At 72.6% G+C, this 23281-nt stretch carries 23 protein-coding genes; 11 read left to right on the top strand and 12 right to left on the bottom strand.

Features of this window, described 5'->3' with window-relative positions:
* Positions 1-19: 19 nt before the first annotated feature.
* Genes ABD466_RS22755 through ABD466_RS22775 form a run of 5 tightly spaced genes read left to right on the top strand, consistent with a single transcriptional unit; the run spans position 20 to position 5319 of the window.
* A complete protein-coding gene (locus tag ABD466_RS22755; protein ID WP_344659155.1) occupies positions 20-1687 on the top strand; it encodes an ABC transporter substrate-binding protein in 1668 nt (555 codons plus the stop codon).
* A 26-nt stretch (positions 1688-1713) separates the two neighbouring features.
* Positions 1714-2637 (top strand): ABC transporter permease, encoded by a 924-nt coding sequence (locus ABD466_RS22760; protein WP_344659199.1) that lies wholly within the window; start codon positions 1714-1716, stop codon positions 2635-2637.
* Positions 2634-3518 carry an ABC transporter permease gene (locus tag ABD466_RS22765; RefSeq protein ID WP_344659156.1) on the top strand — a complete coding sequence of 295 codons (885 nt, stop codon included), beginning with the start codon at positions 2634-2636 and terminating at the stop codon, positions 3516-3518. The genes ABD466_RS22760 and ABD466_RS22765 overlap by 4 nt, the downstream gene beginning before the upstream one ends.
* Positions 3515-4534, top strand: a complete 1020-nt coding sequence (locus ABD466_RS22770; RefSeq protein ID WP_344659157.1) for an ABC transporter ATP-binding protein — start codon at positions 3515-3517, stop codon at positions 4532-4534. The genes ABD466_RS22765 and ABD466_RS22770 overlap by 4 nt, the downstream gene beginning before the upstream one ends.
* Positions 4531-5319, top strand: coding sequence for an ABC transporter ATP-binding protein (locus ABD466_RS22775; RefSeq protein WP_344659158.1), 789 nt, complete (start codon positions 4531-4533; stop codon positions 5317-5319). Before ABD466_RS22770 ends, ABD466_RS22775 begins: the two co-directional genes overlap by 4 nt.
* 36 nt (positions 5320-5355) lie before the next feature.
* Here the strand turns inward: ABD466_RS22775 and ABD466_RS22780 are convergent, their stop codons facing one another.
* Together ABD466_RS22780 and ABD466_RS22785 are read right to left on the bottom strand one after the other, a co-directional pair.
* Complete coding sequence (locus ABD466_RS22780) at positions 5356-6834, bottom strand: beta-N-acetylhexosaminidase (protein ID WP_344659159.1); 1479 nt, start codon at positions 6832-6834, stop codon at positions 5356-5358.
* An 88-nt stretch (positions 6835-6922) separates the two neighbouring features.
* Positions 6923-7954, bottom strand: a complete 1032-nt coding sequence (locus tag ABD466_RS22785) for an ABC-2 transporter permease (protein ID WP_344659160.1) — start codon at positions 7952-7954, stop codon at positions 6923-6925.
* Between the two features lie 154 nt (positions 7955-8108).
* Between ABD466_RS22785 and ABD466_RS22790 the strand changes: the two genes are divergently transcribed.
* Positions 8109-8531, top strand: coding sequence for a MarR family winged helix-turn-helix transcriptional regulator (locus tag ABD466_RS22790; protein ID WP_344659200.1), 423 nt, complete (start codon positions 8109-8111; stop codon positions 8529-8531).
* Positions 8532-8619: 88 nt separating this feature from the next.
* A complete protein-coding gene (locus ABD466_RS22795) occupies positions 8620-9003 on the top strand; it encodes a hypothetical protein (RefSeq protein WP_344659161.1) in 384 nt (127 codons plus the stop codon).
* A 216-nt stretch (positions 9004-9219) separates the two neighbouring features.
* Here the strand turns inward: ABD466_RS22795 and ABD466_RS22800 are convergent, their stop codons facing one another.
* Positions 9220-9879, bottom strand: a complete 660-nt coding sequence (locus ABD466_RS22800; protein ID WP_344659162.1) for a TetR/AcrR family transcriptional regulator — start codon at positions 9877-9879, stop codon at positions 9220-9222.
* Between the two features lie 117 nt (positions 9880-9996).
* On the opposite strand from ABD466_RS22800, the gene ABD466_RS22805 reads away from it, so the two are divergent.
* Entirely contained in the window at positions 9997-11499 is a 1503-nt protein-coding gene (locus tag ABD466_RS22805; RefSeq protein ID WP_344659163.1) for a DHA2 family efflux MFS transporter permease subunit, read from the top strand.
* A 24-nt stretch (positions 11500-11523) separates the two neighbouring features.
* On the opposite strand, the gene ABD466_RS22810 is transcribed toward ABD466_RS22805, so the two are convergent.
* The 5 genes from ABD466_RS22810 to ABD466_RS22830 all read right to left on the bottom strand — a co-directional run bounded on the left by ABD466_RS22810 (position 11524) and on the right by ABD466_RS22830 (position 15262).
* Positions 11524-12135: a DUF7003 family protein gene (locus ABD466_RS22810; protein ID WP_344659164.1), complete on the bottom strand. Its 612-nt coding sequence runs from the start codon at positions 12133-12135 to the stop codon at positions 11524-11526.
* A gap of 14 nt (positions 12136-12149) precedes the next feature.
* Positions 12150-12764, bottom strand: coding sequence for a MarC family protein (locus ABD466_RS22815; RefSeq protein ID WP_344659165.1), 615 nt, complete (start codon positions 12762-12764; stop codon positions 12150-12152).
* A 117-nt stretch (positions 12765-12881) separates the two neighbouring features.
* Entirely contained in the window at positions 12882-14081 is a 1200-nt protein-coding gene (locus ABD466_RS22820) for a trans-sulfuration enzyme family protein (RefSeq protein WP_344659166.1), read from the bottom strand.
* A gap of 64 nt (positions 14082-14145) precedes the next feature.
* A complete protein-coding gene (locus tag ABD466_RS22825) occupies positions 14146-14541 on the bottom strand; it encodes a cold-shock protein (RefSeq protein ID WP_344659167.1) in 396 nt (131 codons plus the stop codon).
* 103 nt (positions 14542-14644) lie between these two features.
* The gene (locus tag ABD466_RS22830; protein WP_344659168.1) at positions 14645-15262 is read right to left on the bottom strand and encodes an HAD family hydrolase; all 618 of its coding nucleotides are present in this window, start codon (positions 15260-15262) and stop codon (positions 14645-14647) included.
* Positions 15263-15328: 66 nt separating this feature from the next.
* On the opposite strand from ABD466_RS22830, the gene ABD466_RS22835 reads away from it, so the two are divergent.
* Positions 15329-15622: a hypothetical protein gene (locus ABD466_RS22835; protein WP_344659169.1), complete on the top strand. Its 294-nt coding sequence runs from the start codon at positions 15329-15331 to the stop codon at positions 15620-15622.
* A 116-nt stretch (positions 15623-15738) separates the two neighbouring features.
* Positions 15739-16413, top strand: coding sequence for a sucrase ferredoxin (locus ABD466_RS22840; RefSeq protein WP_344659170.1), 675 nt, complete (start codon positions 15739-15741; stop codon positions 16411-16413).
* A 36-nt stretch (positions 16414-16449) separates the two neighbouring features.
* Here the strand turns inward: ABD466_RS22840 and ABD466_RS22845 are convergent, their stop codons facing one another.
* Positions 16450-17457 (bottom strand): UbiA prenyltransferase family protein, encoded by a 1008-nt coding sequence (locus ABD466_RS22845; RefSeq protein ID WP_344659171.1) that lies wholly within the window; start codon positions 17455-17457, stop codon positions 16450-16452.
* A gap of 103 nt (positions 17458-17560) precedes the next feature.
* Between ABD466_RS22845 and ABD466_RS22850 the strand changes: the two genes are divergently transcribed.
* Complete coding sequence (locus ABD466_RS22850) at positions 17561-19825, top strand: helicase-associated domain-containing protein (RefSeq protein ID WP_344659172.1); 2265 nt, start codon at positions 17561-17563, stop codon at positions 19823-19825.
* Positions 19826-19888: 63 nt separating this feature from the next.
* Here the strand turns inward: ABD466_RS22850 and ABD466_RS22855 are convergent, their stop codons facing one another.
* From ABD466_RS22855 to ABD466_RS22865, 3 genes are all read right to left on the bottom strand, one after another.
* On the bottom strand, positions 19889-20710 hold the full coding sequence (locus ABD466_RS22855) for a 1,4-dihydroxy-6-naphtoate synthase (protein WP_344659173.1): 822 nt from the start codon (positions 20708-20710) through the stop codon (positions 19889-19891).
* An 8-nt stretch (positions 20711-20718) separates the two neighbouring features.
* Positions 20719-21366 (bottom strand): futalosine hydrolase, encoded by a 648-nt coding sequence (locus ABD466_RS22860; RefSeq protein WP_344659174.1) that lies wholly within the window; start codon positions 21364-21366, stop codon positions 20719-20721.
* 100 nt (positions 21367-21466) lie between these two features.
* Complete coding sequence (locus ABD466_RS22865; protein WP_344659175.1) at positions 21467-23239, bottom strand: MFS transporter; 1773 nt, start codon at positions 23237-23239, stop codon at positions 21467-21469.
* Positions 23240-23281: the final 42 nt, after the last annotated feature.

The raw sequence follows: 23281 nt of genomic DNA on the forward strand, positions 1-23281 counted from the left end.
CGTCCCCGAGGAGAGAGCTGTGACTGTGACCATCCGAAGCCGCCGCACGGCCCTGGCCGCGGCGACGGCGCTGGCGCTGACCGTGACCGCGGCCGCGTGCAGCGGCAAGGCCGGCGGATCCGGTGGATCCCGCGACGGCCGGGCCGGTTCCACCACCGGCGCCGGCAAGACCTCGTACCACCTCACCGCCGACACCGGCACGCCGAAGGGCGACGTGGACTCCTTCACGTGGTCGCTCTTCGCCGAGCCGCCGTCCATCGACTACACGCAGGCCTTCGACTACCCGCCGAACCAGGTCCTCGCCAACGTCTGCGAGAGCCTGCTGCGCTGGAACCCGGACCTGACCACCTCGCCCGGGCTCGCCACCGCGTGGCAGAACCCTGATTCCAAGACCTGGGTCTTCACGATCCGTGACGGGGTGAGGTTCCACGACGGGACCACGCTCACCGCCGACGACGTGGTCGCCTCGCTCAGCCGGAACATGGATCCGGACGCGGCCAGTGTCTGGGCGAACCAGTACCGGAACGTCGACAAGATCGAGAAGACCGGTCCGCTCCAGGTGACCGTGCATCTGAAGAGCCCCGACTCGACCTTCCTGGAGTACATGGCCGCCAGCCCCGGCACCGTGGAGTCGGCGGCGACCCTGACCGCCGACGGCAAGGACTACGGCGGCCCGGCGAAGGGGGTGAACTGCACCGGCCCGTTCTCCTTCGGCTCCTGGCAGCCCGGCCAGTCCATCGTCCTCAAGCGGTTCGACGGCTACTGGGACCCGAGCCTGAAGGCGCACAGCAAGCAGGTGAAGTTCGTCTTCATCGTCGACCCGACCGCGCGCGTCAACGCCTTCCAGACCGGGGAGGTGGACGGCGGCTGGATGATCCCGCCGGGCTCGTTCTCGCAGCTGGCGTCCAACGTCTCCTTCGGCAAGTCGACGATGGTCGCCGACGAGGTGGTCGCGAACCTGAGCGGGCCGCTCGGCGACCCGCGGGTCCGCCAGGCGCTGCTGATGGCCACCGACCGCAAGGGCATCATCGACGCCGGGGACGGCGGCGTCGGCGAGATCGCCGACTCGTTGGTCAGCGCGGACAACTGGAGCAACGCCCCGGAGGCCGAGAAGAAGGCCGGGACCACGGGGCTGCCGTCGTATCCCTACGACAAGGCCAAGGCGAAGGCGCTGGCCCAGCAGGCGGGAGTGCACGGCCAGGAGGTGGTGATCGCCACCAGCCCGCTGGACACCCAGACCACGATCATCACCCAGGCGATCGCGCAGGCCTGCACCGACATCGGCCTGACACCGAAGATCGACACGATCGCGGCCGACAAGTACACGGCGCTGTTCACCGATCCGGCCGCGCGCAAGGGCGTCGACCTGTTCCTGACCTTCTGGTATACGTCCATCACCGACCCGCTGGACATGTACGCGTCGCTGGAGACCGGCGCGTTCAGCAACTACGGCGGCTACTCCAACAAGGATTTCGACGCCGCCTTCGAGCAGGCGGTCGGCTCCTACGACCCGGCCGCGCGCGCCCAGGCCACCGGGAAGGCGCAGCAGATCGCGCTGACCGAGCTGCCCTGGCTGCCGCTCTACGACGAGCCGGTGAGCGTGTATCAGGGGCCGAAGATCACCGGGGTGAAGCCGTCGATCGACTACCTGTACTACCCGTGGGCCGCCGAGATCGGGGCCCGGTGACGGTGAAGAGCCCGAACCTCGTGTCTGTGGCGTGGCTGCGCAGGGTCGGCGCGATGGCGTCGACCTTGCTGGTCACCTCGTTCCTGGTCTTCTCCTCGCTCTATCTGGCGCCCGGCGACCCGGTGGCCTTCCTGGTGAAGGGCCGCTCGCCGAGTCCGGAGCAGCTGGCCGCGATCCGCCACGAGTACGGCTTCGACAAGCCGTTCCCGGTCCGCTACTGGGACTGGCTCACCGGCCTGCTGCACGGCGACTTCGGCCAGTCCTACCAGCTGCACGCCAGCGTGGCCTCGGTGATCGGCTCGCGGCTCCCGTCCACGCTGCTGCTGGTCGCGCTGGCCACGGTGCTGATCGTGGTGCTGGGCGTCGGCCTCGGGGTGTTCGGCGCGCTGCGCGGCGGCAAGGGCGTCGTGGTGGCGGTGACCGTCGGCGCGGCGGTCCCGTCGTTCACGGCGGCGATCGTGCTGCGCTCGGTGTTCGGGGTGCGGCTCGGCTGGTTCCCGACCGTCGGCACCGGTTCGGGGTTCGGAGACGAGCTGCACCACATGCTGCTGCCGGCGATCGCCCTCGCGATCACCTTCATGGCCCTGGTCACGCGGGTGACGCGGGCGGCGATGCTGGAGGAGCTGGGCCGCGAGCACGTCGAGGTGGTGACCAGCCGCGGGCTCCCGCGCACGGCGGTGATCCGGCGGCACGTGCTGCGCAACGCGCTGGGACCGGTGGTCACCGTGTCGGCGCTGCTGATCTCCGGGCTGCTGGTCTCCACCGCGATCGTGGAGTCCGCCTTCGGGATGAACGGCGTGGGCTCGCTGCTGGTGAGCAGCGTGAACCACATGGACTTCCCGGTGGTGCAGGCCGTCGTGCTGCTGGTGGTGGCCGCGTTCGTGGTCGTGAACACGGTGGTGGACCTGGTGTATCCGGTGATCGATCCGAGAGTGCGGGCGGCGCGATGAGCAGTGTGACGGTTTCCGGGCCGCGGCCCCGGTTCGGGGGCGCGGCGGCCCGGCTGGCGGCGGTGGCGCGGCTCACGTGGCCGGTGCGGATCTGCGCCGCGCTGCTGGTGCTCGTGGTGCTCGGCGCGGTGTCCGCGCCCTGGCTCGCGCCGTACGACCCGGCCTCCGGCGACCTGTCGAGCACGCTCGCCGGGATGAGCGGCGACCACTGGCTCGGCACCGACGCCGGCGGGCATGACACGTTCTCACAGTTGCTGGCCGGCGGCCGGACCAGCCTGCTCGGGCCGCTCGGCGTGGTGGTGTTCTCCACCGTGTCCGGCGTCCTGGCCGGGCTGTTCTCCGCATGGCGCGGCGGATGGGTGGACGCACTGATCGGGCGCGTGCTGGACATCATGTTCGCGTTCCCGTCGCTGCTGTTGGCGATCCTCGCGGTGGCGCTGTTCGGCAAGGGGCTCGGGGCGCCGGTGGTCGCGATGGCGATCGCCTACATGCCTTACACCGCACGGCTTGTGCGGGGTCTCACCCAGCAGGAAAAGATGCGTCCTTATATAGCGGCCTATCGGGTGCAGGGACACTCGGGGACCTTCATCGCGCTGCGCCGGGTGCTGCCGGCGATCGGCCCGACGGTGCTGGCCCAGTCGACGGTGAACTTCGGTTACGCCCTGCTGGACCTGGCCGCGTTGTCGTTCCTGGGGCTCGGCGTGCAACCGCCGACGGCGGACTGGGGCGCGATGATCAACCAGAGCCAGGCCGCGGTGCTGGAGGGACAGCCGCTGTCGGCGGTGTTGCCGGCGCTGCTGGTGGTCGTCGTGGTCGTCGCGGTGACGGTGGTCGGCGAGCACTTCGGCGACCGGCTGTCCGGACGGGAGGCGAAGGCGTGACCGGCTCGGCGCGGGCGGCGCTGCTCGCCGTCGACGGCCTGCGGGTGACGGTCCCCGGCGCCGGGCGGCCGATCCTGGACGGCGTGGCCCTGACGGTGCGCGACGGCGAGGCGGTGGCGCTGGTCGGCGAGTCGGGTTCCGGGAAGTCGGTGACCGCGCGCACCGCGCTCGGCCTGTTCCCGGCCGGCGCGGACGTGTCCGGCTCCGTGGTCGTGGGCGGCACCGAGGTGGTCGGCGCCGGCTCCGGCGCCCTGAAGCGGGTGCGGACCGCGGACGCCGCCATGATCTTCCAGGACCCGCGGGCGGGTGTGAACCCCGTGCGGCGCATCGGCGACTTCCTCACCGAGCCGCTGCGCCGGATCCGGGGTGAGTCCAAGGCCGCGGCGACGGCGCGGGCGCTGGAGCTGCTCGGCGCGGTCGGACTGCCGGATCCGCCACGGCACCTGCGGCAGTTCCCGCACGAGCTGTCCGGCGGGATGCTCCAGCGGGTGATGATCGCCTACGCGCTGACCGCCGACCCGCGGCTGCTGCTCTGCGACGAGCCGACGACCGCGCTCGACGTGACGACGCAGGCCGAGATCATGGCGATCCTCGCCCGGCTGCGGCGCGAGCGCGGGCTCGGGATGTTGCTGATCACCCATGACCTGGACTTGGCGGCGGCGGTCTGTGACCGCGTGTACGTGATGTACGCGGGACGGATCATGGAGGCGGCGCCGTCGGACGTCCTCATCGCCGCGCCACGGCACCCCTACACGCGAGGGCTGCTGGGCTCGGCGCCGCCGTTGACCGGACCTCTGGCGCGGCTCACCCCGATTCCGGGTGCGCCGTTGGGGCTGGCCGAGACGGTCGGCGGCTGTCCGTTCGCCGCGCGGTGTCCGCACGCCGTGCCAGGACTTTGCGACACCACGGAGCCGGAGCCGGAGCCGGAGGTGGACGGGGACTCGATGGTCGCGTGCCTGCGCGCCGCGGAGCTCGGTGCCTCGCTGATCGAAGAAACCCAGGGGGAGTCGTCGTGACCGCGCCGCTGTTGGAAGCCGTCGGGCTGCGCAAGGCCTATGGCGCGAACGTCGCCGTCTCGGACCTGTCGTTCACGCTGGAGGCGGGGGGCGCGCTCGGTCTGGTCGGCGAGTCCGGGTCCGGGAAGACCACGACCGCGCGCATGCTGATCGGTCTGGAACAGCCGGACCGGGGCGGGATCCTGGTGCGCGGCAAGCCCCTGGCGCACGCCTCGCGGCTGGAGCGGGCCAAGGCGGTGCAGATCGTCTTCCAGGACCCGTACCTGTCGCTCGACCCGCGGCTGACGATCCGGGCCGCGCTCGACGACGTCCTGCGGTTGCACGGGCATCCGGACCGGCCGGGGCGGATCGCCGAGCTCCTGGACCAGGTCGGGCTGGGGGAGCGGGAGGCGGCGGCGAGGCCGCGGGGCCTGTCCGGGGGCCAGCGGCAGCGGGCCGCCATCGCCCGCGCGCTGGCCGTGGAGCCGGGCGTGCTGGTGCTCGACGAGGCGGTGTCGGCCCTCGACGTGTCGATCCAGGCGCAGGTGCTGAACCTGCTCGCCGACGTCCGGCGGGAGACCGGGGTCGGCATCGTGTTCGTGAGCCACGACCTCGCGGTCGTGCGCTACCTGTGCGACGAGGCACTGGTCCTGCACCGGGGCGTCGTCGTCGAGCGCGGGCCGGTCGAGGCGCTGCTCCAGGACCCGCGGGACCCGTACACGCGGCTGCTCATCTCCTCGGTGCCCCACACGGGGTGGAGCCCCGAGGAGATCTCGAAGCAGCGACGCGCCCTGATACGGGGGTGAGAGCGGGGAGGGCGGGGAGGGCGTGCGCGGCGAGGCCTACTCGGCGTGCGGATCCGAGCGCCAGCGCGGGGCGGGCTGCTTCTGCCACGGCAGCGGCCCGTCCAGCGGCCGGTATTCGACCCCGAGCGCGTCCAGCCGCTCCAGGTGCTTCACCAGCCGGCCCCGGAACTCGGCGAAATCGCGCTCCTCACCGGACCACACCGTCTCGCTGAAGGCCGACAGGCGCGGGAAGGCCTGGTAGTCGACGATCCGCGGCGAGGGCATGTACTCGCTCCACAGCGTGGCCTCGGACCCGATGACGTGGCCGGCGTCCTCCTCGGGCATGTCCGCGGGCACCGGCTCGAAGCCGTAGGCGCGCTCCAGGCTGGTCGGCGCGGCCCAGGGCGCGCCCGGCTCGCCCTCGTCGTCGGACTGCCGGTAGTCGAAGTAGACCCAGTTGTAGGGGCTCGTCAGGGTGTCGTGGCCGCGGCGCGCCGCCTCGACCGCGCCGTCGGTGCCGCGCCACGAGGACACGACGGTGCCCGGGAACAGCTCGCCCTCCAGGATCTCGTCCCAGCCGAGCAGCTTGCGGCCCTTGGCCGCGACGTGCGCGCTGATCTGGTGCAGGAACCAGGCCTGCAACTCCTCCTCGGTGGTCAGGCCGAGCTCGGCCTTGCGCTGCTGTGCCCGCGCGCTGGCCTTCCACTCGTCCTTCGGGCACTCGTCGCCGCCGAGGCAGACGTACTCGCCGGGGAACAGGTCGCAGATCTCGTCCATGACGTTCTTGTAGAACTCGATGGTCGAGTCCTCCACGTTCAGGACCGTGGTGGCGATGCCGAAGAGCGTCCAGACCTCGCGCGGCTCGGCGGCCGAGGGCACGTCCTGGTTGCCCAGCTCCGGGTACGCCGCGATGGCGGCGGTGGAGTGCCCCGGGACGTCGATCTCCGGGACGACGGTGATGTTCCGCTCGGCGGCGTAGGCGACGATCTCGCGGATGTCGTCCTGGGTGTAGAAGCCGCCGTGCGGCTCGCCGTCGCCGACGGTCTCCCGGCGCCAGGACCCGACCTCGGTCAGCTTCGGGTAGCGCTTGATCTCCACGCGCCAGCCCTGGTCCTCGGTCAGGTGCCAGTGCAGGACGTTCAGCTTGTGCAGCACCATCAGGTCCAGGAACCGCAGCACCTCGCGCTTGGGCAGGAAGTGGCGCGCCACGTCCAGCAGCACGCCGCGCCAACGGAAGCGCGGGGTGTCGATGATCTGCACCCGCGGGATCGGCCACGGTCCGGTGTCGCCGGCCTCGCGCAGCGCCACCGGCGGCAGCAGCTGGCGCAGCGTCTGCTCGGCGTAGCAGACCGCCGCCGGGCTCCCGGCCTCGAAGACGACGCCGGCTTCGGTCACGGTCAGGCGGTAGCCCTCGGGGCCGAGTTCGGGCACGCCGTCGAGCAGCGTCACAGGGGTCTCGGAACTGAAGAGGAGCTCACCGGTTCCACGCGCTATGTGCAGCGGCTTCGGGATGATGGAGATCTCAGGCGCGTCCATAGCCGACAAGATCTCACGGATCGGTGATCGATGAAACGAGGACTTCGGCCGCGCGTTTCTGCGCGACCGAAGAGTGATCCGATCAGAATCAGACGGCTACGAGCTCTTCCATCTCCTCCTCGGCCTCGACCGGTGTCTCGACGGCGGGCACCCGGTTCCGGCGCTCAGCCAGAGCGGCCGCTCCGACCGTGAGCGCGCCGACGCCGACCCATGCGACGAGCGTCCAGGCGTGGCGCGCGACGCCGTCGCCGCCGAAGTACAGCAGGCTCCTGACACCCTCGACGAGGCCGGCGCCGTTCCAGAAGCCGTGCAGCCCGCCGAAGAAGCCGTTCTGCAGCTCGGGCTGGAACAGGCCGCCGGAGCTGGTGAAGTTCAGCATCACGAACAGGACCATCATCACCAGCGTGGTCCACCGCTTGAGGAAGGTGTGCAGCCCCACGCCGACGAGCAGAATCGAGGCCGCGTACAGCCAGGACAGACCCCAGACGCCGAGCAGGCTGTGGTGCGCCAGGTGGAACACCGGTCCGGCCAGGACCGCGCCCACGGCGCTCACCACGGTGGCCACGCCGAATGCCAGGCCGGTCTTCCGCTTGAGCGACCACGTCGCCGCGCCGGCGCCGATCGCGGCCACCGCGCTGTAGGAGCCGATGCTCACCGCGACCATGAGGAAGAACGCGCCCGCGTTGGTCGGATCGTCGGCGGTGGTCGGGGCGACGTCGGTGACGGTCAGCGGCCTGCCTTCCACCGCCGCGACCGTGGTGAACACCTTGGAGGCGACGGTGGCCGAGGAATCGCTGTCGCCCTCGGCGATGTAGAGCTGAGGCCGGGCCGGGTCCGGGACGAAGGCGCCGGCCAGATCGCGGCTGTGCAGCCGCGCGACGGCGGCGTCGACGGTCGGCAGCGTCGAGACCGTCAGCGCGTCCCCGGCCTTCGTCTGGACGGCGTGGGCGACCGCGGCCGTCTGCGGGCCCTCGCCGATCACGGCCACCTTCACGTGGTGCGGGTGCGGGGTCATGAAGGCGCTCATGTAGGCCAGGCCCATGCCGACGCACATCAGGAGTGGGGTGATCAGGTGGAGGAGGACGTGACGGACCTGGGCCGGGTTCTGCGGGGCTGCCATCGGATGCCTTCTTCTCCCATGTAGTTGCTAACTACAACCTACTTCTAGATGTACTATACAACTAAGTGGAAGGAGGGTGGTCGTGACGGAGCGTGAGACGCGTCACCGTGAGGTGCGGGGGCGCGATGAGGTGGTGGACGCGATCCAGCGGGAGATGACCGTCTTCGCCCGGCGGGCCCGCGCCTTCGCCGGGCGTCTGCACCCGGAGCTGACGCTGGTGTCGTACACCCTGCTCGCGCACCTGGAGGAGACCGAGGACTCCGGTGGCTGCCTCGCCAAGGACCTGGCGGCGCACTACGGCCTGGACAAGTCCACGGTCAGCCGCCAGGTCCAGACCCTGGAGCGCCTCGGGTTCCTGGAGCGCCTCCCGGCCCCGGGCGACCACCGCGCCCATCTGCTGCGCCTGACGCCGGCCGGGGCCGAGATCCTGGCGCAGGTGACGGAGAGCCGCCACGCCGCGGTCTCCGAAAGATTGTCGGGATGGAGCGAGGAGGACGTCGCGGCCTTCGCCGAGCTGCTGACCCGCTACAACTCCGGGCCGTCCTCAGGCGTTGACAGTCCGGAAACAGCACACTGATCACTTTTCGGGCGCCCGGGCCAAGGGCTGGGAACTGCACGTGCAAAGGGTCTGTGCATCTGCGGATTCCGCGCATACGCTAGATAGCGTGGACGAGTCCTTGGTGGAGGCCTTCGAGCCGGTGGCCCGTGATCTGCGCGCGGCCGGACTCGACTGTCAGCTCGCTGACGACCACTCCGGCTCGGACCCGAGACTCGGCGCCACCGCCGAGCTGATCGTCTCCGGCGTGAAGGTGGGCCTGCTCACCCTCGGCGCGGCGATACTCGACACCGACTCGCGCACGCTCTACCTGGCCGCGCAGACCCAGCGTCTGGTGCAGGCCAACCTCGCCATCAGCGGGCGGGTCATCGAATGGCCGCCCTGCGTGCCCAGCCACGGGCACCCGATGATGGCCACCCGCGGGCGGCGGACGCCGCTGTGGACGTGCCCGTTGGACGGATCGATATCCGTGGCGATCGGCTCGCATCCCTAGTGTCCTGCGCCGGGAATCCGCTGCGGAGATCGACTCCAGGAACGACCCTGGCGGCGCCGGTGCGTTGACCGCTGCGCGGCCAAGCTGAACAGCCACGACCAACCAGGTCGAGGCAGTTCATCCGACTTGCCAGGCCCGCCCCTGAAGCCGATTTCCATCACCTTCACACCACAAGCTCGCCTCAGCCGTCGGGCACCGGATTTCCGGCGCAGGACATTAGGAGCGCGGCTCGTAGGCGCGCAAGAAGAAGTCCACTCCCCGCGCGACCCGCTTCTCGAACTCCGCCTCGAAGTCCATGTCCGGCCGGATGCGCCGCACGTCGGTTCCCGTGGGCGCCGTGAGCTGGTGCGCCAGCAGGTCCGGTTCGGCCAGCACGTCCTGCGGCACGTCGAGCAGCCCGGCCCGGGCGAGTTCCGTCAGCAGCCGGTTGAGACGGGGGTAGGTGCGGCCCGGACCGTTGCGGAACCAGCGCTCGCGGAGCTCGGGGTGGTGCTCGGCTTCGGAGTCGACGAGCTTGCGGAGGTCCACCAGGGGGCCGGTGTAGACGGCGCGGATCCAGGCGCGGGTCAGGTCCAGAAGCGCCGCGCGGAGGTCGCCCGGGCCGGTGAGCCGTGAGGGGTCGGGGAAACCGGAGTCCATCAGCTCCATGATGTCGGCGACCACCATGTCCTGGACCGCGTCGGTCACCGCCATGAACAGGGTGTTCTTGTCGCCGAAGTGGTTGTAGACGGTCTGCTTCGACACCTTGGCGTCGGCGGCGATCGCGTCGACGCTCGCCCGGCTGAAGCCCTCGCGGAGGAACACCGTGGTGGCGGCGTCCAGGATCGCGCGGCGCTTCTTCGGGTTGCCCTGGATGTCGGCTGCGGTCGCGGTCATGGCCCTCATTCTCTCCCGCGGAGACGGCGCGGTTGTCTATCTGGACTCATGAGTCTAATCTTTTGGACTGTTGAGTCCAAAAGATTGGACCGAAAAGTCCATTGGGGAGGGATGATCATGTCCGACCAGCGGCGGGGTGCCGACCGGCTGCCCCGGGAGTACCTCAAGATCGGTTCCGCGCTGGTGCTCGGCGCGGCCATGGCGATGCTGGACGCGACGGTGGTCGCGGTGGCCACGCGGACGCTGGCCGAGAAGTTCGGGTCGACGCTGTCGGCCGTGGCGTGGGTGTCGACGGCGTATCTGCTGACGCTGTCGGTGGTGGTGCCGCTGTCCGGCTGGGCCATGGGCCGGTTCGGCGGGCGCCGGGTCTGGCTGACCGCGGTCGGCGCCTTCCTGGCCGGGTCCCTGCTGTGCGGCCTGGCGTGGTCGGTCCCGAGCCTGGTCGCCTTCCGGGTGGTGCAGGCGCTCGGCGGCGGCTTGATCCAGCCGGTGGGGCAGGCTCTGCTCGGGCGTACCGTCGGGCCGCGCCACATGGCGCGGGTGATGGCCGTGATGTCGGTGCCGATGGCGCTGCTGCCGGTGCTGGGCCCGGCGGTCGGCGGGCTGCTGCTGGCCGAACTCGGCTGGCGCTGGATCTTCTTCGTCAACCTGCCGATCGGGCTGCTGGCGATCGTGCTGGTGCGGCGGTGGGTGCCGGCGGTGGAGGGCATGGCGGGGCGCGGGTCATCGGGTGGCGCGGCGCGGCTCGACGTGCGCGGCTTCGCTTTGATCGCGCCCGGGCTCGCGTCCCTGGTGTACGGCTGCTCGGCGGCCGGGGACCATGGGGGCTTCGGGGCGCCGGCGGCGTGGCTGCCGATGGCCGGCGGCGTGGCGCTGCTGGTGGCCTTCGTGTTCTACAGCCTGCGCACCAAGGTCGCCCCGCTGCTCGACCTGCGGCTGTTCGCGAACCGGGCGTTCAGTGTCGCGATGCTCAACGCCCTGCTGCTGGGCGCCACGCTGTTCGGGGCGATGTTCCTGTTGCCGCTGTACTACCAGCAGGCGCACGGGTTCTCGGCGCTGCGGGCCGGGCTGGTGCTCGCGCCGCAGGGGGTGGGCACGGCCCTGTCGACGTTCGTCGCCGGTCGGCTCACGAACCGGGTGGGGCCGCGAGTGCTGGTCATGGCCGGCACGGCGGGGGCGACGGCGGCGACCGTGCCGTTCGCCCTGGTCGGCGCCTCGACGACGGCACTGTCGCTGGCCGCTCCGCTGTTCCTGCGCGGTCTGGGCCTCGGGCTGGTGATGGCACCGCTGATCACCGCCGGCTACTCGACGCTGCGCCGGGAGTCGATCGCCCAGGCGACGACCACCTTCAACATCCTGAACCGGGTCGGCGGCTCGATCGGCACCGCGGTCCTGGCCGTGACGCTGGTCCGCGGCTTCGGCGACGGAGCGCCGACGGCGGCGAAGGTGGCGTCGGCCTACGGCACCACGTTCTGGTGGGCACTCGGCTGTACCGCGGTGACGCTGGTCGCGGCGGCCTTCCTGCCGGGGGCGAGGGCGATGCGGGCCGCGCTGGCTCAGGCGGCCCCGGCCACGCCTTCGGGGGCCGAGGACCGTGAGTCGGCCGCGGCGGCCGCTTGAACCGGGCGCCGGAGGAGTCCGGGCCTACGCCGTCCCGGACTCCGGCCAGTACGACCAGTGCGTGTTCGGCGCCCGCGTCGGCCGGTACTCGTGCGGGTTCCCGCTGTCGAGCACCTTCGCGATGAGCTGGAAGGCCTCCTCCCGGCTCGGGCGCTCGACCAGGGAGTCCGGATGGTGCCAGGACTCCAGGCGGAGGATCTCCGGCAGATCGGGCGGGATCAGGGAACGCAGTTCGGACTCGTCGGCCAACAGCAGGTCGCGGTGGGCCGGGACGAGTTCGCGGACCACTTCCGGGAAGTACTCCCACCCCGACGCCTCGACCGTGAGGTCCTGGCCGCGGACCCGGATCGGCTTGCCGCCGACGTAGTTCCCGTCGTCGTCGAGGAGCTCGTCGAGGTTCTCCACACGCTCGATCTGGCGGCCGGCGCGGACGCCGAAGGCGGTGAGCGCGTCGGTGACCGAGCGGGCGCCGGCGTTGTAGCCGACCGTCTCGATCACCACGGCCCAGCGCTTCTCGTCGCGGTAGACGTGCAGGCGGACGTCGATCGCGTGGTAGTACCCGTGGTCCAGGAACGGGAAGGTGAACTCGTGCGCCGAGGCGTCGATCTGGTCGAGGAACTGCTGTCCGAAACTCACCGGTCAAGCCTAGGTCAGCCGGCCTTGATGAACGCCCGCACCGCGTCGGCCACCATCTGGACGGCGATCGCGGACAGCAGCAGGCCGGCGATCCGGGTCACCAGGGTCACGCCGGAGTCCTTGATGACCCGGATGACCTGGACCGAGAACCGCATCGTGAGCCAGAGCGTGAGGTGGATCGCGACGATGGCCAGGGCCACCGCGTCGATCCCGGCCCAGTGCGCCGTCCCGGCCCGCTTGGCGAACACCATCACCGCGACGATCGCGCCCGGCCCGGCCAGCAGCGGCGTCCCCAGCGGCACCAGGGCCACGTTCACCGCCTCGTTGGCGCTCGAGGGCTCCTCGCTCTTGCCGGTCAGCAGTTCCAGCGCGATGAGCAGGAGCAGCAGGCCGCCGGCGCCCTGGAGCGCGGGCAGCGTCACCCCGAGGTAGTCCAGGATCTGCTGGCCGAACAGGGCGAAGACGCAGATCACGCAGAACGAGACCGTCGCGGCCTGCCACGCCGCGCGTTGCCGCTGCGCCTTGGTCCGGCCGTTGGTGAGCGCCAGGAAGATCGGCAGCGTGCCCGGCGGGTCCATGATCACGAACAGGGTGATGTAGGCCTCGAGGAAGAGTTTGCTGTCGAACACGAGTAACAGGGCACCACAGACTGGGGTGAAGCGCATAACGGCGCCGAGGGAAACGGGTGATCGCGCAGGGCCGCCGACCGCCGCGGGCGACCGCCGACGGCCGACGACCCGCCGCGGCTACAGCTTCGCGAACGCCGTGTCGAGGTCGGCGACCAGGTCCTCCGCGTCTTCGAGCCCTATCGAGAACCGCAGCAGTCCGGCGTCCGGCCGGGCGTCCGGGGCGACGTTGCGGTGGCTGAGCGAGGCCGGGTGCGTGATCAGCGACTCGGCGCCGCCGAGCGAGGCGGCGTGCAGGATCAGCCGGACGTTCTCGGCGACCGCGGCCGCCGCGTCGTACCCGCCGCGCATCTCGAACGCCATCATCGCGCCGGGCAGCAGCAGTTGGCGGTCCGGACCGACCAGGCCGTCCGGGTCGCCGCCGGGCAGGCCGGGGTAGTGGACGCGCTCGACCGCCGGCTGGCGGGCCAGCCACTCGGCCACCGTCTGCGCCGTCTCGGAGGCGCGCTTCACCCGCAGCGGCAGCGTCTGCAGGCCGCGGTGCAGCAGGTAGCCGGCCAGCGGGTGCAGCAGGGCGCCGGTCTGGATCCGGATGTCCCGCAGCCGCGCGGCCCACTCGGCGGTGGTCGCGACGACGCCGCCGAGCACGTCGGAGTGCCCGCCGATGTACTTCGTCGCGCTGTGCACGACGAGCGTCGCGCCGTGCCGCGCCGGCTGCTGGAGCACCGGCGTGGCGAACGTGGAGTCCACCAGGAACGGGACGTCGCCGCAGGCCGCCGCCACGGCGTCCAGGTCGAGCAGCCGTGCCGTCGGGTTGGCCGGGGTCTCGACCACGACCAGCGCGGTGTCCGGCCGCGCGGCCAGGGCCGGCGCGATCCCGGCGACCTCGTCGACCCAGGTCACCTCGGTGCCGAGCGTGCCCTTGCTGAGCAGCCCGTCGGTCCCGCCGTAGATCGGGCGCACCGCCACGATGTGCCGCTTCCCCCCGGCGGCCGGGACCGCGGTGGCGGCGAGCAGGCAGGCGCTGATCGCGGCCATCCCGCTGCCGAAGGACACGGCCTCCGGCAGCCCCTCCAGCTCGGCGAGCGCCTGTTCGAAGCCGGCCGTGGTCGGGTTCCACATCCGCTGGTAGACCAGCCCGCCCTCGGCCGTCGGCCCCCGGCCGGCGACCAGCTCGGCGTAGCTCTCGCCGCCGGCGTCCACGCCGGGCAGGTGGTACGTCGCCGACAGGTCGATCGGCGGCGTCGGATTCGTCGTGATCCGTCCGGCGTGGACGGCGGACGTGGCGGTCACCCGGGCTATGTTCCGATCAGCGCTCATGCTGCGATTATGCGAGCGATGCCCGGGATCGGGCAGGGCCGTTCACGATGCGGTGGCCTGGTCGTCAGCTCTCCAGCTGGTCGGCGACCGCGCGCAGCACGCCGGCCAGCTTGCGGGAGGTGGCCCGGTCCGGGTACTTGCCCCGGCGGAACGTCTCCGACATGCCGTCCAGCAGCTTCATCACGTCCTCGACGATGACCACCATCTCCTCGGCCGGCTTGCGGTCCCGCGCCGCGATGGCGCTCTCCACGCTCGGCCGGGTCTCCAGCACGTGCACGCCGATGGCGGTGTCGCCGCGCTTGCCCGCCGCCACGCCGAACTCCACCCGCTGCCCGGCCTTGATGTCTGTCATCCCGGCGGGCAGGGCGGAGGAGTGCATGAACACGTCGGGCCCGTCGTCGCGGGTGATGAAGCCGAAACCCTTTTCGGTGTCGTACCACTTGATCTTGCCGGTAGGCACGGTGGGACCCTCGCGTCTGCTTGTCGTCGTCGGTGTTTCACTCTTGCGGGGTAAGCGTAACCAGGGAACGTCCCCCTTGGGCAGCGTTATCACGGCGCGCCGATCAGGCGGCCAGATACCCGTCCAGCCAGGCCGGGAAACCCAGCAGGTCGGCCAGCACGACGTCGGCTCCGGCGGACGCCAGTTCCGCGGCCGGCACCGGCCCGGTGGCCACCGAGACCGCCACCGCGTCCGCCGCGCGGGCGCCGTGGATGTCCGCGATGTGGTCCCCGACATAGACGGTGGCGCCGTGCTCCAGCAGCGCCTCGCCCTTCTTCGGGCCCCAGTGCCAGCCGACCAGGATGTCCGGGGCCAGGCCGAGGTGCTCCAGGTGCTGTGCGGCGTTCGGGCCGTATTTGGCGGTGACCACCAGGACCCGGCCGCCGGCCGCGCGGACGGCGGCGTAGGCCTCGGCGGCGCCGGGCATGGCCGGGGTCGGCTTGATCGCGAAGTCCGGGTAGAGCGCCCGGTAGCGGTCGGCGACCGCCGGGATCGCCTCGGCCGGGAACCAGTGGGCGAGTTCCTCGTCCAGCGGCGGCCCGAGGCGGCCGACCACGGCGTCGGCGTCGATGTACACGCCGGTCTCCCGCGCCAGCTCGGTCATCACGGCGTGCACGCCGGGGCGGGAGTCGATCAGGGTCATGTCGAGGTCGAAGCCCACGGTGAAGGACGCTGCGATCATGTGATGAGCCTATCCGGGCTCTCCCGGACGGAGTTTTCCCCGAGTCGAACGGGTTATCGGGGTCGCATGTATCGAACGGATGGCAAGCGGGCGGCCGGAGACCTCGTCTTCCTCGCCGCCGTCATCATCGCGATCATCCTGGCTCTGCACATCGTCTTCGTTTTGTTGGACGCCAACGGCGGGAACGACATCGTGCGGACCGACGCGGACTGGGCCGGGTGGCTGGCCACCTGGTTCAAGGACCTGTTCACCCCGGACAATCCGAAACTCAACGTGTTCCTGAACTACGGACTGGCCATCCTGGTGTACCTGGCGGTGGGCGGCGTTCTGCGCCGGGTTCTCAACGACGCGCTGGCGTAGCGGGTCACCGGTTCGGGCGAGCGGGGACGGCGCCGGGGATAGGGCGCCGTCCCCGAGGGGTAAGGTGAGGCTACCCTCATGTACTCCGTGTCGCCTGCACCGCCGGGGAGCCGCCCGTGTCCGTCTGCGATTCCGCCCTCGGGGGCTGTGCCGCCGTGTGCCGCACGGCTCGGGAGCCGATGGCGGACACCGCGCCGCCGCGGGCGAAGGCGTGGCTGGCCGTCGAGCATCCGGGACCGTGGCCGGCCTTCGGTCTGCCCGCGGACCTGCCGCCGGCCGCCGCCGAGGTGCTCACCGTCGCCCCGGCGTACGACGTGCGGCCGCAGTTGATCCGGCGTCCGGACCGGGCCGGCCGCGCCGGCGGCGGGGACTGGACGATCTACGCGGCCGGCGGCCCTCCCGGCGCCCGCTGGCTGGAGCGCCGCCTCACCGATGACGTGGCCGACGTGGCCGAGCTCGACCTCGCGGCGCTGTCCTCCGGGCCGGCGCCGGGCTTCGGCGAGCGGGTCCGGGACCGGCTGCTGCTGGTCTGCACCCACGGCAAACGCGATGTCTGCTGCGCCCGCTACGGCGCGCCGGTCGCCCGGGACCTGGCCGCGCGCGGGCTGCCGGTGTGGGAGACCACGCATCTGGGCGGCGACCAGTTCGCGGCCAACCTGGTGTGCCTGCCCGACGGCACGTATCACGGGCTCCTGGACCGGGCGTCGGCCGCCGGCGTCGCGTTCGCGTGCCTGCGCGGCGAGGTGACGCCGACGCACTACCGCGGTCGGGCCGGGGTCGGCCCGGCGTAGTCCGCCGTGGTTCCGCCGTACTCCGGCGGTTCCGGTTCAGCCGGACTTGGCGACCGCCTTGAACAGCCGCCACACCAAGTAGAGCGCGCCCAGCAGACCGAGCATCGTCGGCACGGCGGTGAAACCGTCCTTGGCCGCTTGCCACGTGTCATCGGAGTTCAGGGGCCCGGTGTGCCCCGTGGAGCGGCCGCGTGCCAGGAACAGACCGAAGGCGTAGAACAGCAACGCGGTGAGCGGCACACCGATCAGCGCGAACCGCTTCTCGCCGGGCGTGAACGAGTACGAGGTAAGGGCCAGCACGTAGCCGACGACGACGATCGCGATCGTGTACGGCGACATCGCCACCGCGTTGACGATCGCGCCGATGCACAGCACGACGACCGCGGCCAGGCCCTGGGTGTGGCCCTGGGCCGTGCGCCGCATCATGGGCCCGTAGGCCATCGGCGCGGGCACCGCGGGCGGAGGCGGGGGCGTGGACGCCGGGGTGAAGCTGCCGCCGCTCTCGATCGGGATCTGCGGCCCGGCGTTGCCGCCGCCGTGGTCGCCGCCGGACTCCTCCGGCTCGCCGCTGTAGTACCAGTCCGCGGCGCCCGCGCCGAACGGGTCCGGTTCGGCCGGGATCTCCGGGCCGGGCAGCGCGTCGCCGCCGGAGTCGGACGCGCCGTAGCGGTCCGAGGGCGGGTTGCCGAGGGTCTCGGGGGTCACCAGGCGGGCCACGTTCGGGTCCACCTCGGGGGAGAACACCGAGGCCGCGCCGTAGGCGTTGACGCCGACGTCGGCGCCGCGCCGCTGCCGTTCCCGCGCCGCGTACAGCGGGTCCTTGTTGGCCTCGGCCATCACCAGAGCCTCCGGCCGGCCCATGCCGAGCAGGATCTGCCGGACGTCGGCGGCCTTCGTGGCCCGGCGCGCCGCGACCCGGGACTCGATCTCGGCGCGGGTGCGCGAGACGAGCTGGTTCCGGGACGTGGGCGACATGCGGCCCTCCGCCAGCGTGGACAGTTCGGCCAGGTAGCGGAACATCTCCTGGTCGGTCTCGGCCGTCACCGCTGGGATCCCCCTACCTATTCTGCTGACACGAGCCCCACTGCCCGCATCCGTATCGTATGCGGACGCTGTGATCGTCGGGACTCGACTACCGTTATGGGTGATGCCCATCGAACAGCCCGGCCATTCCGCAGAACCCACCCGCGCAGGTGCGCGGGCGACGGCGCGCGCCGTCGCGGACCCGGCGGAGGGTGGCGCGTCTCAGAGTCCGGACAGCGCGGGCCGGTCCGCGCCCCCGGTGCGGCGCCGTTCCCTGGCCGACGAACTGCGGGCCTGGCCGGCCGAGCGGCTGGCGAATCTGCTGGCCACCCGCCCGGACCTGGCGGTGCCGCCCCCGGCGTCGCTCGCCGCACTGGCCGAGCGCGCCTCCCAGCGGGCCTCGGTGGCGCTCGCGATGGACCGGCTGGACGCGTTCACGTTGCAGGTGCTCCAGGCGCTCGCGGTGTCACCGGAGCCGGTGACCGCGGCGTCGACGGCGGCTCTGCTGGGGCTGCCGGGCGACGGCACGGTGGACGGGGCGATCGCGCTGCTGCGCGACGCGGCCCTGGTGTGGGGGCCGGACGAAGGGCTGCGGCCGTTGGTCAACGCGCGGGAGGCGTTGGGGGAGAACCCCGTCGGCCTCGGCCCGCCGCTCGCCTCCGCCCTCAACAACTCCTCGCCGGCCTGGCTGCAGGCGGTGCTGCGGCGGCTCGGGCTGCCCGCGACGCCGGATCCGGTGACGGCCGTCGGGGCGATCGCCGCCCTGGCCGCCGACCCGCCGCGGATGCGGGGCGTGCTCGACGAGGCGCCGGCCGGGGTCGAGGCGGTGCTGGAGAAGCTGGTGTGGGGGCCGCCGTTCGGGAAGATCGGGACCGGCCCGGGGGAGGACGGCGCCGGCCGTGAGGCCGCCGCCGGCTCCCCGCTGGAATGGCTGCTGGAGCGCGGCATCCTGGGCCGCTGGAACGAGGACACCGTCGTCCTGCCGCGGGAGATCGCCTTCTTCCTGCGGCGGCACGTCTTCGGTTCCGGGCTGCACCGGGACCTGGCCGCCGAGCCGCCGGCCGTGCCGGTGGCGCAGCACGACGCGCGCCGGGCCGACGAGGCCGCGGCCGCCGCGGCGACGACCGTGCCCCGGCGCGTGGAGGAACTGCTCGACGCGTGGGCCTCGGGGCCGCCCGGCGTGCTGCGCTCCGGCGGGGCCGGGATCAGGGACCTGCGGCGCACCGCGCTGCTGCTGGACGCCTCCGAGGAGGAGACGGCGTTCCTGGCCGAGCTGGCGTACGCGGCCGGGCTGGTCGCCGCCGACCTGGCGTCCGGGTTCTGGCTGCCGACGCCGGCCTACGACCGGTGGCTCGACCTGCCGCCGGAGCGGCGCTGGGCGGAGCTGGCGGCGGCCTGGCTGGTGTCGGACCGCGCCGCCGGCCGGGTCGGCATGCCCGACGAGCGGAACCGGCAGGTGGCGCCGCTGTCCGCGGAGGTCGCGTCCTGGGCGGTGACCGAACTGCGGCGGGACCTGCTCGGCGAACTGGACCGGCTGCCGAAGGGCGCCACCACCGGCACCGACGCGGTCGTCGACCGGCTGTTCTGGGAGCGGCCGCGGCGCAGCGGGCCGGCGGTGCGGCAGCTGGTCGAGTGGACGCTGCGCGAGGCGGTGTGGCTCGGCCTGGTCGCGCCGGTGCGCGGAGCCGCCGGGATCCTGGCCACCCACGGCCGCGCGCTGCTGCTCGGCCTGCCGCGCGACGCCCTCGCCTCGGCGCTGGCCGCCGCGCTGCCCGAGCCGGTGCGCCACGTGCTGATCCAGGGCGACCTGACGGCGATCGCGCCCGGCCCCCTGGCCCCGGACGTGGCCCGCGAGATGGCCCTGGTCGCCGACATCGAGTCGGCCGGCGCCGCCACCGTCTACCGCTTCACCACCGCCTCGGTCCGCCGCGCCTTCGACGCCGGCCGCGCCGCCGACGACCTGCACGCCTTCCTCGCCGAGCACTCGCTGCACGAGATCCCGCAGGCCCTGACCTACCTGGTCGACGACGTCGCCCGCCGCCACGGCCGCATCCGCGTCGGCGCCGCGGTCAGCTACGTCCGCGCCGACAACGACGCCGCCCTCACCGAGATGCTCGCCGACCGCCGCACCGGCGGTCTGGGCCTGCGCCGCGTCGCCCCCGGCGTGGCCGTGTCGGAGCTCCCGCCCGAGGAACTGCTGGAGGGCCTGCGCGCCAACGGCTACGCGCCCATGGCCGAGAACGAGGACGGCAGCGGCGCCACCCCGGTCCGGGCGACGTCGCGGGCCCGGCGCGCGACGTCGTTCCACCCGTACGCGGTGCAGCGGCCGGCGCTGCCGGGGTCGGCGGCGGTGGTGGCGCTGGCCGAGGACTTGGCGGCGGGCGGGTAGGTCACTCGCCGGGGGCGCGCCGCGCGCCCCACCCCTCCGCTCATCCCGGCCCCCTCCTCCGCGTCACCGCGCGAGCAAGGCCTCCACCGCCGCGAGCCCGTCCGGCCCCAGCTCCCGCGTGAACTCGTTCACGTACAAGCCGATGTGCTGCCGCGCCACCTCCGGGTCCATCTCCTGCGCGTGCTCCATCACGTACTCGCGCGAAGCCTCGGGGTCGGCCCACGCGTACTCCACCGAAGCCCGGATCAGACCGGTCAGCTCGGCCAGGGCTTCGGCGCCGAGCGCCTTGCGGGCCACGATCGCGCCCAGCGGGATCGGCAGGCCGGTGTCCGCCTCCCACCACTCGCCGAGGTCGGCGTGGCAGGTCAGGCCGTGGTTCTGATACGTGAACCGGGCCTCGTGGATCACCAGGCCGGCGGTCACGTCGCCGTTCGCCACGGCCGGCATGATCTCGTGGAACGGCAGGACCTCGACCTCCATGCCGCCGGGCACGTTCCGCGCCGCCCAGAGCTCGAAGAGGCGGTAGGCGGTCGACAGCAGGCTCGGGACGGCCACCACGCCGCCGGACAGCGCGTCGGGGGTCACCGCGCCCCGGGACAGCACCAGCGGGCCGCAGCCGCGGCCCAGCGCCCCGCCGCAGTGCAGGAGCTCGTAGCGGTCCGCCACCAGCGGTACCGCCGGATAGGAGATCTTCAGGACGTCCGGGGCGTCCGCCTCCTGCACCCAGTAGTTGGTGACGTCGATGTCCGCGTAGGTGACGTCGAGGGCCGGGGCGCCGGGCACCAGGCCGTGGGCCAGGGCGTGGAAGACGAACGTGTCGTTCGGACACGGCGAGTAGGCGATGGAGAGCTTGTCGGGCAGGACGTTCGCGAGCGCGTCGGGCATAGGGCCGATTATGCGACGCCCGGCGCCTGGAGGGCGGCCAGGGTCTGACCGACCGTGGTCAGCACCTCCAGCGCCTCGCCGATCCGCCAGGCCTCGCGGTCGCGCGGGCCCACCGCGTTGGAGATCGCGCGGATCTCGACGAACGGCAGCTCCGCCATCGTCGCGGCGCTGGCCACGCCGAAGCCCTCCATGGCCTCGGCCGCCGCGTCCGGGTGGCGCTCAAGCAGCTGCGCGGCGCGCTCGGCGGTGCCGGTGGCCGTGGAGACGGTCAGGACCGCGCCGGTGACCACGGTCAGCCCGGCCTCGCCCAGCGCCGTCGCGATGCGCTTGCCCCAGCGCTCGTCCGGCTGGTCGACGCGCGGGGCGAAGCCCAGGTCCTCGACCGGCAGGAAACCGCCGGGGGAGTCGGCCCCGAGGTCGGCGGCGGCGACCCGGGTGGACACCGCCACCGAGCCGATCGGCGCGCGCGGCGCGAACCCGCCGCCGATCCCCACCGACACCGCCAGCTCGTAGGGCTCGGTGGCCAGGACCCAGGCCGCGCCGGTGGCCGCCGCCGCCGGCCCGGCGCCGGTGACGATCACCGTCAGGCCGTGGGCGCGGCGCTGGAGCGCCTCGCGTTCGGCCTCGACGGCGGCGGCCAGCAAGAACTCGTACATTCGGTCACTCCCCGTTGTTCAATGGGTGGTCTGCGTGGTCGGGTGCCCGCACGCCGGACAACGGCCCGCACGCGGACCGTGTTCCCGTAGGCGCCGTCTGTTAGACCCCGAAACTCTGCGCGGGGTTGGGTGCCACGAAGCGCAGATCCGCGAGGGCCTTCAACGTCACCAGGCAGACCGCCAGCAGCGCCACGGCCGCCACCACGAAGCCGACCGTCCCGTTGCCGTTGCCGGGGAACGACATCGCGATGCCCAGTCCGCCGCCGACCACCCACGACAGCTGCAGCAGCGTCTCGGACCGGGCGAACGCCGAGGTCCGGACCCGCTCCAGGGTGTCGCGCTGGAGCAGCGCGTCCAGCGACAGCTTGGCCAGTGAGGCGCTCATCGCCGAGACCGCGGCCACCGTGAGCACGGTGATCAGGTTGTAGTAGAAGGCACAGGCCAGCACCGCGCCGGTGGTCAGGGCCAGCACGGCGGAGATCACGCCCTCCGGCGCCCGGGCCTTCAGCACCGCGCCCAGCGAGGTCCCGACCGCGTTGCCGACGGCCGCCGCGGTGGCGATCATGCCGATCGCGACCAGGTCCTTGTAACCGGCCAGCGGGTGGTAGCGGACCAGGAAGGCCATGAAGATGGTCAGGTAGCCGGAGAAGCATTTGAAGGCCGAGTTGGCCCGCAGCGCCAGCACCACCGCCGGGCCCACCGAGCGCAGCCGCAGGTTCGGCATCGTCTCGGACAGCCGCGGGTCCAGGTCCCGGTCCTTCTTCTTCAGCTGCGCCTTCTGCTCGCCCTCGGCGGAGTCCACGCTGGAGGGCAGCCGGATCGACAGGAACGCGCCGAGGCCGAACACGATCGCCGCGCCGACCAGGCAGGACGCGGCGCCGCCGAAGTGCACCAGCAGGCCGCCGACCGGGGCGAAGGCGAAGGTGGCGACGATGCCGGCCATGGACGTGCGGGAGTTGGCCTTCACCAGGGTGGTGCCCGCCGGCAGCAGGCGTGGGATGACCGCGCTGCGGGTGACGCCGTAGGCCTTGGAGGCGGCCAGGCAGCCGAACGCCGCCGGGTACAGCGCCAGGTTGGCCGAGCCGTTGACGGTGCGCGCCATGATCAGCGCCAGCACCAGACGGCAGGCCATGGTCAGCGCCATCGCGATCCGGCGGCCGTGGCCGAAGCGGTCCAGCAGCGGGCCGATCACCGGCGCCAGCAGCACGAACGGCACCATGGTGATCACCAGGTAGAGCGCGACCTTGCCGCGGGCCTGGCCGGGCTGCACCCCGAAGAACACTGACTGCGCCAGCGCCAGCGTGATCAGCAGGTCGCCGACCGAGTTCACGGCGTGCAGCTCGATCAGGTACGACAGGCCGGACTCGCGGGCGCCGCCGGCTCCGGTGAACCGCCGGATCCGGCGGCCGAGGAAGCCGCCGACCCGGCCGACCGCGCGGCCGGTGGCCTCGGTGCCCTCGCCGAAGCGGCGCAGGAAGCGCGCGGTGTCCGACTCCGGCCGGGCCGGGACCAGCGGGGTCAGCAGCTCTATGTCGGCGGGGGACAGGTCCTGGGCGACCTCGGCCAGCTCCGGCACGGTGGTCGCCAGGTGCAGCGTCGCGTCGGACAGGGCGTCCGGGTTCTGGGCCTCCATGGTGCGGGTCGGCACCGGGTCGTGCCCGCGGGCGCCGTTCTCGGACGGGGCCGCCGAGGGACCCGAGGCGGGCGGGGTGTCGCCGGGCGCGCCGTCCCGCCCGGTCCCCGGCGCGGCTTGCCGGGGCCGTTTCGGCGGCAGCGGCGGGGGCTGCGGGATCATCGGCTGCGTCGCCTCCGGGGCGTCGAACACCCGCGTCCGTTCCTCGCCGTCCCGATTCGGCGTCTGATCCTTGGCCACGCCCCTATCCTGCCCGGAAAACGCGGACGTGGGGAGCCGATG

This window comes from Catenulispora subtropica, from assembly GCF_039531675.1.
GTDB classification, from domain to species: Bacteria; Actinomycetota; Actinomycetes; order Streptomycetales; family Catenulisporaceae; genus Catenulispora; species Catenulispora subtropica.